This is a genomic window from Rhodanobacter sp. UC4437_H4 (assembly GCF_052978425.1).
In genome coordinates this window covers 999,845-1,012,161 of the sequence record NZ_CM129673.1, presented here as the reverse complement: position 1 = coordinate 1,012,161, position 12,317 = coordinate 999,845, and the positions used below count along the sequence as shown (strand labels likewise).

Sequence of the window (12,317 nt, the reverse complement as noted above, 5' to 3'; positions counted from 1 at the left end):
GGGTCAGGCGCGCTTTCGCGCCAGCAGGCTGATGACTTCGAAATGCGGCGCCTTGCGTTCGCGGCTGAGCCGGTTGCCGCTGAGCACGTCGAGCCCGGCGCTGCGCGCGTAGCCTTCGAGTTGCTCGATGCGGAAACCGAGATTGCGGTGGTCGAACGGCTCGACCGCAGCGCGGTGGTCGTGCTGGCCCAGCGTCACGGCCAGCAAGCGGCCGCCGGGGCGCAGCAGGCGGGCGGCCTCGGCCACCGCCTTGGCGGGGTGTTCGGCGTAGGTCAGCGCGTGCAGCATCAGCACCAGGTCGAAGCGCTGCTCGCCCAGCTCCAGCGCGTGCATGTCGCCCTGGATCACGCGCACGTTGGCGAACGACTTCAGTCGTTTCGCGGCGGCCTCGACCACGCGCTCGCTGGAATCGACGCAGACGATCGAGTGCGCATGCGGCGCCAGCAGCTCGGCGGTGATGCCGTCGCCGGAGGCGATGTCGAGCACGTCGCCGGTGCCCAGCAGCTGCAGCAGCGAGCGCGCCAGCGTTTCCCAGGTGCGGCCGGGCGAGTAATGGCGCTCCATGTCGCCGGCGACGGTGTCGGCCCAGCCTTCCTCGCGGGCGCGGTTGGCCAGCACGCCGGGCAGTCGTGCGGTGTCCTCGCGCAACAGGGCGTCGTCGATGCTGGCGCGCAGCGAAACCACCAACGCGTGCTGCGCCTCGTCGCCCTCGTTGTTGGCGCGGTAATAAGCCGAGACGCCGGCGCGGCGGTCGCGCACCAGGCCGGCTTCCTTGAGCTTGGCCAGATGCGTGGATACCCGTGGCTGCGCCAGATGCAGCACCGCGGCCAGTTCGGCCACGGTCAGCTCCTCGTTCTCCAGCAGGGCCAGCAGGCGCACGCGGGTGGGGTCGGCGAGCAGGCGCAACACGCTGGACGCGGTGGCCAAGTCCATGATTATCCCTGTATCGCGATATAAAGATGTATAGGCTAGGCCGGGCTTTGCCATGCGTCAAGCGGGCTGCGCCGGGCCGATCGGCCATTTGCCGCTAAAATCGGCGGCTCGATTGCCTCAAGGAGCCCCCCGTGGATTTCCGTTTTACCGAAGACCAGTTGTCGATCCAGTCGATCGCCCGTGATTTCGCGCACAAGCGCATCGCGCCGGTGGCGGCCGAGCTGGACGCGAAGGGCGAGTTTCCGCTGGAGAACATCCGCGAGATGGGCCGGCTCGGACTGATGGGCATCGAGGTGCCTGAGGCGTACGGCGGTGCCGGCATGGACCCGATCGCCTACGTGCTGGCGATGATCGAGATCGCTGCCGCCGACGCGGCCACTTCGACGGTCATGTCGGTGAACAATTCGCTGTTCTGCAACGGCATCCTCAAGCATGGCACCGAGGAGCAGAAACAGCAGTACGTGCGCGCCATCGCCACCGGCGAGGCGATCGGTGCCTATGCGCTGACCGAGCCGCAATCGGGCTCCGATGCCTCGGCCATGCATACCCGCGCCACCAGGAACGCCAACGGCGACTGGGTGATCAACGGCAAGAAGAGCTGGATCACCTCCGGCCCGGTGGCGCGCTACATCGTGCTGTTCGCGATCACCACGCCGGGCATCGGCGCCAAGGGGGTGTCGGCCTTCATCGTCGATACCCGGCTGCCCGGCTTCCACGCCGGCAAGACCGAGCCCAAGCTCGGCATCCGCGCCTCGGCCACCTGCGAGATCGAGTTCACCGATTACGTGTTGCCAAAAGCCAATTTGCTGGGCGAGGAGGGCAAGGGCTTCTCGATCGCGATGGGCGTGCTCGATGCCGGACGCATCGGCATCGCCTCGCAGGCGGTCGGCATTGCCCGCGCCGCGTACGAAGCCACGCTGCAGTGGTCGCGCGACCGCAAGGCGTTCGGCCAGCCGATCGGCACCTTCCAGATGACCCAGTCCAAGATCGCCGACATGAAGTGCAAGCTCGATGCGGCCACGCTGCTCACCCTGCGCGCCGCGTGGACCAAGGGCGAGGCCGAAAAGCACGGCGGCCGCTTCGGCACCGAGGCGGCCGTGGCCAAGCTCACCGCCTCCGAAGCGGCGATGTGGATCGCCCACCAGGCCGTGCAGATCCACGGCGGCATGGGCTATTCGAAGGAAATGTCGCTGGAACGCTACTTCCGCGACGCCAAGATCACCGAGATCTACGAAGGCACCAGCGAGATCCAGCGGCTGGTGATTGCACGGGCGGAGACGGGATTGCGGTGAGGCAGGGAATCGGGAATAGGGAATAGGGAATGGGGAATCGGACGAGCATGCGGCAGGCGCAATCCGGTTGATTGAGGCTCCGCCGCTCTCAAGGGAAACAAAAAACGCCCCGGCTGATACCGGGGCGTTTTTGTCAGGGGCTTGCGGGGCGTGCTTTTCCGATTCCCTATTCTCGATTCCCTATTCCCGGCTTCAAAGCCCCCGCTGCGGATCGGAGTCGAAGGTGTGTGGCCCCTGGATGCCCGGGTGGTCGTGGCCATCGAGCTTGTCGCCGAGCAGGCGACGCACCACCACGTAGAACACCGGGATCAGCAGCACGCCGAGGAAGGTGGCGAACAGCATGCCGCCGATCACGCCGGTGCCGATGGCGTGGCGTGCGTTGGCGCCGGCGCCGGAGGAGACGAGCAGCGGGAACACGCCGAGGATGAAGGCCAGCGAGGTCATCAGGATCGGGCGCAGGCGCAGGCGGGCTGCGTCGACCGTGGCCTCGCGCAGGCTGCGTCCGGCCTGCTGCTCGGCCACCGCGAATTCCACGATCAGGATCGCGTTTTTCGCGGCCAGGCCGATCACCGTGATCAGGCCGATCTTGAAGTAGATGTCGTTGGGAAGGCCGCGCAGCAGGGTGAACACCACCGCGCCCAGGAACGCCAGCGGCACGATCAGCAGCACCGAGACGGGGATCGACCAGCTTTCGTACAGCGCGGCCAGCGCCAGGAACACGATGAAGATCGACAGCACCATCAGCAGGGTAGCCGCGTTGCCGGAGAGGATCTCCTGGTACGACTGCCCGGTCCAGTCGTAGCCGAAGCCCTTGGGCAGGTCGTTGCGGATGATCCGTTCCATCTCGCTCATTGCCTCGCCCGAGGCGTGCCCGGGCGCCGGCGAGCCGACGACCTCGACCGCCGAGTAGCCGTTGTAGCGGGTCAGCGAGGGCGATGACACGTCCCACGTCGAGTGCACCACGTTGGCCAGCGGGATCATCTGCGCGGTGCCGTCGCCGGCCAGCTTGGAGCTGGGCGTGAAGATGTGCTGCAGCGCATCCGGGCCCATGCGGTAGGGCGCGTCGGCCTGCATGATCACGCGCTTGATGCGCCCGCCATAGGTAAAGTCGTTGACGTACACCGGCGCCAGCATCAGCCCGATCGCGTTGTAGATGTCGCCGATCGACAGGCCCATCGACTGCGCCTGCACGCGATCCACCTGCAGGTGCAGCTGCGGTGCTTCCTCCAGCTCGTTCGGACGCACGCCGGCCAGCTTGCTGTCCTGGTTGGCCTTGCCGATCAGGGTGTTGCGTGCCGCGGTCAGGGCGTCGCGACCGGCGCCGCTGCGGTCCTGCAGGTACATGTCGAAGCCGCCGAACTGGCCCAGCCCCTGCACGGTGGGGATGTTGATCACGAAGATGCGCGCATCGCGGATCTGGTGCAGCTTGCGGTTGGCGCGCTGGATGAACTCGCTGGCGCCGACATCGCGGTCGGCCCAGTCCTTGAGCTTGATGAAGGCCATGCCGGCGTTCTCGCCGGAGCCGATGAAGCTGAAGCCGGTGACCTGCATCACCCCGTCCACCGCGGGGTCCTTGCGCAGGATGTCGCGCATCTGCGTCATGACCTCGGTGGTGCGCTGCTTGGTTGCGCCCGGCGGCAGCTGGATCACCGACATCGCGTAGCCCTGGTCTTCCTCCGGCAGGAAACTGCCGGGCAGGCGCGTGTAGAGGAAGCCGCCGAGCAGCGCGACCACCACGAACGCCAGCATCCACCGCGGCGCGTGGCCGATCGCGACGCCCACGTGGCGGGTATAGGTGTGCGTGGTCCAGTCGAACAGCCGGTTGAACTTGCGATAGACGACGTTCTTCTTCTTCTCGTGCTCCGGCTGCAGGAAGCTGGCGCACAGCGCCGGCGTGAAGCTCAGCGCGAGGAAGGCGGAAAAGCCCATCGACAGCGCGATGGTCAGCGCGAACTGCTTGTAGATGATGCCGGAGGCGCCGGGCTGCAGCGACGAGGGCACGAACACCGCCGCCAGCACCACGGTGATCGCCACCACCGCGCCGGTGATCTGGCCCATCGCCTTGCGCGTGGCATCCTTCGGCGAGAGACCCTCCTCGGTCATGATGCGTTCGACGTTCTCGATCACCACGATCGCGTCGTCGACCACGATGCCGATCGCCAGCACCATGCCGAACAGGGTCAGCTGGTTGATGGTGAAGCCGAGCACCAGCATGCCGAGGAAGGTGCCGAGCAAGGCCACCGGAATCACCAGGGTGGGGATGATGGTGGCGCGGAAGTTCTGCAGGAACAGCAGCATCACCAGGAACACCAGCACGATCGCCTCGATCAGCGTGTGCACCACCTCGTTGATCGAGATGGTCACGAAGGTAGTGCTGTCGTACGGGCTGAACCAGGTCACGCCCGGCGGGAAGCTGGGCGCCAGCTCATCCATCTTGGCGCGCACCGCGGTGGCCACGTTGAGTGCGTTGGCGCCAGGCAGCAGCTGGATCGCGAAGGCGCCGATCGGCTTGCCGTCGTACTGGGTATCGAAACCGTAGTTGCCGGGCCCGAAGCTGATGCGCGCCACGTCGCCCAGGGTGACGGTGGTGCCGTCGGTGTTGGTGCGCAGGATGATCCCGGCGAACTGCTGCGGCGTGGTGAAACGGCCTTCGGTCGACACCGTGGCGCTGAAACCCTGGCCGGGGATGGCCGGGTCCGCGCCCAGCGCGCCGGCGGCGAACTGCACGTTCTGCGAACGCACGGCGGCGAGCACCTGGCTGGCCGACAGATTGTAGCCGTGCAGCTTGTCCGGGTTGAGCCAGATGCGCATGGCGTACTCGGAGCCGAACTGCCGCGTGCTGCCCACGCCCGGCACGCGCGAAATCTGGTCGAGCACCTGCGAGCCGACGATGTCGTTGAGGCGGTCGCGGTCGATGCCCGGGTTGGTCGATTGCAGCGCCACCACCATCAGGAAGCCGGCGTTGGCCTTGGCCACCACCACGCCCTGCTGGGTCACTTCGGAAGGCAGTCGCGGTGTGGCCAGCGCCACCTTGTTCTGCACCTGCACCTGGGCGATGTCGGGGTCGGTACCGCTCTCGAAGGTCAGCGTGATGCTGGCGCGACCGCTGGCGCTGGACGAGGAGCTGAAATACAGCAGGTGGTCGATGCCGGTCAGCTGCTGCTCGATGACCTGGGTGACCGTTTTCTCGGTGGTGTCGGCGCTGGCGCCGGGGTAGCTGGCGCTGACCGTGACCGACGGCGGCGCGATGTCCGGGTAGGATTCCACGCCCAGGTTGAGGATGGCCAGCACGCCACCGAGCGAAATCAGGATGGCGACCACCCAGGCGAAGACAGGGCGGTCGATGAAGAAGTTGGGCATGTCGGCGCTCCGTTACTGGCCGTTCGCGGAAGCGCCGCCCGCCGGCGCCGTGGACGTCGCGCCGGCCGGCGCATCGCGGTGCCAGGGACTCGGCTTGGCCGGCTCGCCTTCCTTCACGTTCTGGATGCCGGAAACCACCACCTTGTCGCCGGCCTTCAGGCCGCCGCTGATTACCCAGTCGCCGTCGCGCATGTCGGCCGTGGTGACGTCCTTGCGCACGACCTTGTTGTCCGCACCCACGGTCATCACGTAGGCGCCGGTGGTGTCGCGCTGCACCGCCTGCTGCGGCAGCACGAACACCTTGTGGCGCTGGCCCAGGTTGGCCTGCAAGGTCACGTACATGCCCGGCAGCAGCTTGTGCTTCGGGTTGGGGATGGTGGCGCGCAAGTCCACCGAGCCGGTCGCCGGGTTGACCGTGGCGGCGGAGAAATCGACCGTGCCCGGCTCGGCGTAGGTGCTGCCGTCGGGCAGGGTGATGCGCACGCTGGCCTTGTTCTGGCCGGCCAGGGTGACGTTGCCCTCGCTCTGCGCCTGGCGCATGTTCTCCAGCGATTCCACGCTGAGCGTGAAGTTCACGTACAGCGGGTCGATCTGCTCGACCGTGGTGAGCAAGGTGGCCGCGCCGCTGCCCACCAGCGCGCCCTCGGTCACCTGCTGCTGCCCGGCGCGGCCGGCGATCGGCGCGGTGACGTTGGCGTAGCCCAGGTTGATGCGCGCGGTCTCCACGTTGGCGCGCGCGGCCTGCACGGCCGCGGCGCTGCTGCGCTCGGCGGCCAGCGCGTTGTCGAGGTCGGCCTTGGACACGTAGCCTTTGGGCGCCAGTTCGCGCACGCGCTGCGCGGTGACCTTGTTGTTGGTCCAGCTGGCCTGGGCCTGCGCCAGCGAAGCCTTGGCCGCGTTCAACTCGGCCTGCAGCGGCGCCGGGTCGATCTGGAACAGCAACTGGCCGCGCGTGACGTCGGTGCCTTCCTCGTAATCGCGCTTGAGCAGCACGCCGGCCACCCGCGCGCGCACGTCGGCGCTGCGATAGGCGGAAAGGCGCCCGACCAGGTCGCGGGTCAGCGGCGAGTTCTGCGGTTGCACCGTGACCACGCCCACTTCGGGCGGCGGCATTTGCGGCGGACCGTTGCCGGTGCTCTTGCCGCAACCGGCCAATACCAGCAGGCACAGGCCCAGCAGCGGCGAGCGCAGTGACGAAGGCTTCATGGGGACTCCGGTTCTCTTTCTTGTTCGGGGTGTGGGGAGGGGCGTCGCATGCGCCGCGCGGGAATCCGTTTCCGCCGCGCACCAGGTGTCGCCGGTGGCGCCCGGAACGACGCCGTGGCGGCGCTTCGGAGATGTCACAACGTACAAACTGGACTGCGCAGTATACATTTTCCGGCGGCGTCGTTTCCAGCGCGGGTCGCGCGCGCAACCTCGCATGGTCGGAGGCAGCGGTCGGTGAATATCCGCCGCCGCGCCACGCGCCGTTCGACACGCCGTTCGACACATTGTTCGACATCCGCGCGGGCCGCGTTGCGCGGCGGATCATCCGCGCCGCGTGCGGCGCCTCGCAGACGTTCGCCCCGCCCCGCGCGCGGGTGGATTCGGGAGGTGCCGCGGCGTATCCTTCCGAGGATTTATCGCGGCCCTTCCCACCTCCGTCCAACTAACAGCAGATGCCATGAATGCGACCCTTGCGGCAAATGACCCCTCCCTCCCGTCCGTAGTGCTCGCCGAGCTGAAAAAGAGCGGCATGTCGCCCCAGCGCCTGACCCAGGCCGAGGTGTTCTGCACCGCCTTCTTCGCACGGGTCGCCGGCAGCGATGTCCAGCTGCACACGCCGGTGCAGTGGGCGGCGCTGGTGGGCAGCCTGCTGGAGTTCATGCAGCAGCGCCCGGCCGGTCGCGCCGCGGTGCGCGTGCTGAGCCCCGCGGACCTCCACGCCGGGCGCAGCCTGCTGCAGGTGGTCACCGACGACATGCCGTTCCTGATCGACACGGTGAGCATGGTGGTGTCGACCAACCTGCAGATCCACGCGGTGATCCACCCGGTGCTGACCGTCTCGCGCGACGCCGCCGGCGCGCTGCAGGAGTTGGGCGGCAAGCAGGGACACGCCGAGTCGGTGATGCATTTCGAGATCGACCGCGCCGCCGATGCCGCCGAGCAGGAACAGCTGAAGACGCAGGTCGAGGCGGCGCTGGAAGACGTGCGCGCCGCGGTCAACGACTGGAGCGCGATGCGCGAGCAGGCGCTGGCGATCGCCGCCGAGCTGCCGCAGCGCAAGATCCCGCTGGACGAGGCCTCGGCGAAGGAAGCGGCTGCCTTCATGCGCTGGCTGGCGGAGGACAACTTCACCTTCCTCGGCTATCGCGAATACGAGGTGGTCGATGCCGACGGCGACCGCGTGCTGCGTTCGCGCGAAGCCTCGGGCCTGGGCATCCTGCGCAAGACCGACCGCTCGCTGGCCCCGCGCTCGTTGCGCACGCTGGCCGCGAGCGAGTTGCCGCAATCCGGCGCCACCGACGCGATCATCCTGACCAAGACCAACGCGCGCTCGCACGTGCATCGTCCGGGCTACATGGACTACATCGGCGTGCTGCAGTTCGGGCCGGACGGCCGCGCGGTCGCGGAGCAGCGCTTCCTGGGCCTGTTCACCTCCAGCGCCTACATGGCGCGCCCGCAGGAGGTGCCGCTGGTGCGGCACAAGGTCGAGGCGGTGCTGGCCCGCTCGGGCCTCAAGCGCGATTCGTACTCCGGCAAGTCGCTGCGCCACATCCTGGAAACGCTGCCGCGCGAGGAGCTGCTGCAGGGCACCGAGGAGGAGCTGTTCAACACCTCGATGGGCATTCTCGAACTGCGCCAGCGCGCACGCACGCGGCTGTTCGTGCGCCGCGACCGCTACGGGCGGTTCTTCACCTGCATGGTGTTCGTGCCGCGCGACCGCTTCAACACTTCGGTGCGCGAACGCATTGAAGCCACGCTGGGCATGGCGCTGCACGCGGTGCAGAGCGATTCCTCGGTGGAGATGGGCGAGTCGGCGCTGGCGCGGCTGACCATCGTGATGCGGCCGAAGATCGGCGACCAGCCTGCCTGCGACGTCGCCGAACTGGAGCACGCCGTGGCCGCGATCGTGCGCAACTGGCACGACGAGGTGCGCGACGCGCTGGTGCGCCTGCGCGGCGAACACGAGGGCGTGGTGCTGGCCAACCGCTACGCCCGCGCGCTGCCGGCCGGCTACGTCGAGGACGTCAGCCCGGCGGTGGCCGCGGAAGACATCCACGAGTTGTCGCAGCTGAGCGGCGAGCACGGCATCCGCATGTCGTTCTACCACCCGCCGCAGAACCCCGAGTCGCTGCGCTTCAAGGTGTACCGCAACGGCAGCGACATCTCGCTGTCCGAGGTCCTGCCGCAGCTGGAGAACCTCGGCTTGCGCGTACTCACCGAGCATGTCTACGAGATCCCCGGCGACACGCCGTTGTCGATCCAGGATTTCGACGTGCAGCCCACCGGCAAGCTCGCCTTCAGCGTGGAGCAGGTCGGCGCGCTGTTCGAGGATGCGTTCGAGCATGTCTGGCGCGGCGCCGCGGAGAACGACGGCTTCAACCGGCTGGTGCTCGGCGCCAAGCTCGATTGGCGCCAGGTGGCGATGCTGCGCGGCTACAGCAAGTATCTGCTGCAGACCGGCGTGACCTTCTCGCAGGCGTACATGGAGGAGACGCTCAACCGCTATCCGGCGATCGCCGGCTTGCTGGTGGAGCTGTTCCTGGCCAAGTTCGACCCGCGTCGCGAGGCGCTCTCGCCCGACGAGCTGAAGATCGCCGGGGCCACCCTGGCGGTGGAGATGCGCACGCTGATCCCGGCCAACGTGCAGGCCGCGCAGCCCGGCCTGATCGACGAGCTGGGCGCCGCGCTGGCGCGTCCGCGCGCCGAGCAGGTCAAGGTCGTGGAAGCTGCCATCGGCGTGCTGCTGGAGAACGTGGCCAGCCTCGACGAGGACCGCATCCTGCGCAGCTTCGTGGGGCTGATCCGTGCCACCTTGCGCACCAGTTTCTTCCAGCAGTGGGAGGGCGCGTACCGCGACTACATCAGCTACAAGATCGACTCGCACCAGGTCGCCGAGCTGCCCAAGCCGGTGCCGTACCGCGAGATCTGGGTGTGCGCCCCGCGCGTGGAAGGCATCCACCTGCGCTTCGGCGCGGTCGCCCGCGGCGGCCTGCGCTGGTCCGACCGCCGCGAGGATTTCCGCACCGAGGTGCTGGGCCTGGTCAAGGCGCAGATGGTCAAGAACACGGTGATCGTGCCGGTCGGCTCCAAGGGCGGCTTCTTCGTCAAGAAGTCCCCCGACGGCGACCGCGACGCGGTGCTGGCCGAGGGCATCGCCTGCTACAAGCTCTTCATCAACGGCCTGCTCGACATCACCGACAACCTGGTCGAGGGCAAGGTGGTGCATCCGCACGACGTGGTGCGCCACGACGCGGACGACCCCTACCTGGTGGTGGCCGCCGACAAGGGCACCGCGAAGTTCTCCGACATCGCCAACGCCATCTCGATCGAGCACAACTACTGGCTGGGCGACGCGTTCGCCTCCGGCGGGTCGCACGGCTATGACCACAAGGGCATGGGCATCACCGCGCGCGGTGCGTGGGAGTCGGTCAAGCGCCACTTCCGCGCACTCGGCCGCGATTGCCAGAACGAGGATTTCACCTGCGTCGGCATCGGCGACATGTCCGGCGACGTGTTCGGCAACGGCATGCTGCTGTCCGAGCACATCCGGCTGCTGGCCGCGTTCGACCATCGCCACGTGTTCCTCGACCCGAACCCCGACGCGGCCCGTTCGTTCGTCGAGCGCAAGCGCATGTTCGACGTGCCGCGCTCGAGCTGGGACGACTACGACAAGTCGCTGATCTCCGCCGGCGGCGGCGTCTACCCGCGCAGCGCCAAGTCGATCCCGATCTCGCCCGAGGTGCGCGTCGCGCTGGGCCTGAAGCCCGACGTGGAGCACCTGGCGCCGAACGATCTGCTCAGCGCGGTGCTCAAGGCGCCGGTCGACCTGCTCTGGAACGGCGGCATCGGTACCTACATCAAGGCCAGCAGCGAAACCCACGCCGACGTGCGCGACCGTGCCAACAACGGCCTGCGCATCGATGGCGCCGAGGTGCGCGCGAAGATCATCGGCGAGGGCGGCAACCTGGGCATGACCCAGAAAGGCCGCATCGAGGCGGCGCAGAAGGGCGTGCTGCTCAACACCGACTTCATCGACAACTCCGCCGGCGTGGACACCTCCGACCACGAGGTCAACATCAAGATCCTGCTCAACGACGCCGTGCAGCGCGGCGAGCTGAGTTTCGATGCCCGCAACGAGCAACTGGCGTCGATGACCGACGAAGTGGCCGAGCTGGTGCTGTGGGACAACTACCGGCAGAACCAGGCGATCACGTTGATGGAGCACCAGTCGATCGGCCGCATCGGTTCGATGGCGCACTTCATCAAGACGCTGGAAAACGAGGGCACGCTGGACCGCCAGGTGGAGAACCTGCCGTCCGAGGCCGAACTGGCCGAGCGCAAGAGCCGCGGCCTGGGCCTGACCCGGCCGGAGCTTGCCGTGCTGCTGTCCTACGACAAGATGCGGCTGTTCCAGCAACTGCTGGACTCCGACGTGCCGGAAGACCCGTACCTGTCCAAGGAGCTGGTGCGCTACTTCCCCGCGCCGCTGCACGAGAAGTACGCCGAGCACATGCAGCGCCATCGCCTGAAGCGCGAGATCATCGCCACCGCGGTGACCAACTCCACGCTCAACCGCATGGGCGCGACGTTCATGATGCGCATGCAGGAGGACACCGGCAAAGGCCCCGAGGCGATCGCCAAGGCGTACACCGCGGCGCGCGAGATCCTCGACGCGCGCCAGTTGTGGGCGCAGATCGAGGCGCTGGACAGCAAGGTGGCCGAGGACACCCAGGTCGACGCGGTCAAGCAGATCTGGTCGCTGCTGCGCCACATGACGCGCTGGCTGCTCAACCGCCCCGGCGGCTCGCTCGACATTGCCGAAAACGTGGCGCGCTATCAGACGGGCGTTTCCGCCCTGCGCCAGGTACTGCCCGAGGTGCTCACGCCCACCGGCAAGGGCGACTTCGCCTGCACCCAGGAGAAATGGGAAGGCCTGGGCATGCCGGCCGAGCTCGGCCAGCGACTGGCCCGCATGCCGGACCTGCGCGCCGCGCTGGACATGGTCGAAGTCGTGCAGCAGAGCGGGCAGCCGATGGAAAAGGTGGCGCGGGTGTTCTTCGAACTGGGCGAAGTGCTTGATCTCGAGTGGCTGCGCGGCCAGATCGAGGCCTTGCCGGTGGAAGGCCACTGGCATGCGCAGGCACGCGGCTCGCTGCTCGACGAACTGAGCCACCAGCATCGCGCGTTGGCGCTGCAGGTGCTCGGCATGGCCGGCGCGACCGGCGATCTCTCGCCGGTGCAGGCCTGGCTGCAACGCGACGACGCCACCCTGCAGCACACCCGCAACATGCTGGCGGAAATCCTCACCCAGAACGCGGACTACCCGATCGCCTCGGTCGCCGTCCGTCGCCTGGCCCAGCTGGCACAGGTGCCGGTGGGTTGAGGGCAGGGAATAGGGAGTAGGGAGTAGGGAGTAGGGAATGGCAAAGGCGGCGGCGAGCAGGCTTGATCTGATGCGCGCGTTGCAGGGATGATCGGAACGGTCGGCTTGCCGGCTCTTCCGATTCCCTATTCCCTATTCCCGGC

Annotated in this window: 5 protein-coding genes; 2 read left to right on the top strand and 3 right to left on the bottom strand. The window is 67.8% G+C overall.

From position 1 onward, the window contains the following. Positions 1-3 precede the first annotated feature (3 nt). Positions 4-933 (bottom strand): ArsR/SmtB family transcription factor, encoded by a 930-nt coding sequence (locus ACVCL3_RS04925; RefSeq protein ID WP_447099221.1) that lies wholly within the window; start codon positions 931-933, stop codon positions 4-6. A 131-nt stretch (positions 934-1,064) separates the two neighbouring features. Between ACVCL3_RS04925 and ACVCL3_RS04920 the strand changes: the two genes are divergently transcribed. After that, positions 1,065-2,225, top strand: a complete 1,161-nt coding sequence (locus ACVCL3_RS04920) for an acyl-CoA dehydrogenase family protein (protein ID WP_447100582.1) — start codon at positions 1,065-1,067, stop codon at positions 2,223-2,225. A gap of 192 nt (positions 2,226-2,417) precedes the next feature. Here the strand turns inward: ACVCL3_RS04920 and ACVCL3_RS04915 are convergent, their stop codons facing one another. Together ACVCL3_RS04915 and ACVCL3_RS04910 are read right to left on the bottom strand one after the other, a co-directional pair. Then, positions 2,418-5,585 (bottom strand): multidrug efflux RND transporter permease subunit, encoded by a 3,168-nt coding sequence (locus ACVCL3_RS04915; RefSeq protein WP_447100581.1) that lies wholly within the window; start codon positions 5,583-5,585, stop codon positions 2,418-2,420. A 12-nt stretch (positions 5,586-5,597) separates the two neighbouring features. Next, positions 5,598-6,791, bottom strand: coding sequence for an efflux RND transporter periplasmic adaptor subunit (locus ACVCL3_RS04910; RefSeq protein ID WP_447100580.1), 1,194 nt, complete (start codon positions 6,789-6,791; stop codon positions 5,598-5,600). A 457-nt stretch (positions 6,792-7,248) separates the two neighbouring features. On the opposite strand from ACVCL3_RS04910, the gene ACVCL3_RS04905 reads away from it, so the two are divergent. Further along, positions 7,249-12,174: an NAD-glutamate dehydrogenase gene (locus tag ACVCL3_RS04905; RefSeq protein ID WP_447100579.1), complete on the top strand. Its 4,926-nt coding sequence runs from the start codon at positions 7,249-7,251 to the stop codon at positions 12,172-12,174. Positions 12,175-12,317 lie beyond the last annotated feature (143 nt).

Bases quoted from the DNA above. Each gene is read 5' to 3' on its own strand.
- ACVCL3_RS04910 (WP_447100580.1), bottom strand. From the start codon at position 6,791: ATGAAGCCTTCGTCACTGCGCTCGCCGCTGCTGGGCCTGTGCCTGCTG.
- ACVCL3_RS04915 (WP_447100581.1), bottom strand. From the start codon at position 5,585: ATGCCCAACTTCTTCATCGACCGCCCTGTCTTCGCCTGGGTGGTCGCC.
- ACVCL3_RS04925 (WP_447099221.1), bottom strand. From the start codon at position 933: ATGGACTTGGCCACCGCGTCCAGCGTGTTGCGCCTGCTCGCCGACCCC.
- ACVCL3_RS04905 (WP_447100579.1), top strand. From the start codon at position 7,249: ATGAATGCGACCCTTGCGGCAAATGACCCCTCCCTCCCGTCCGTAGTG.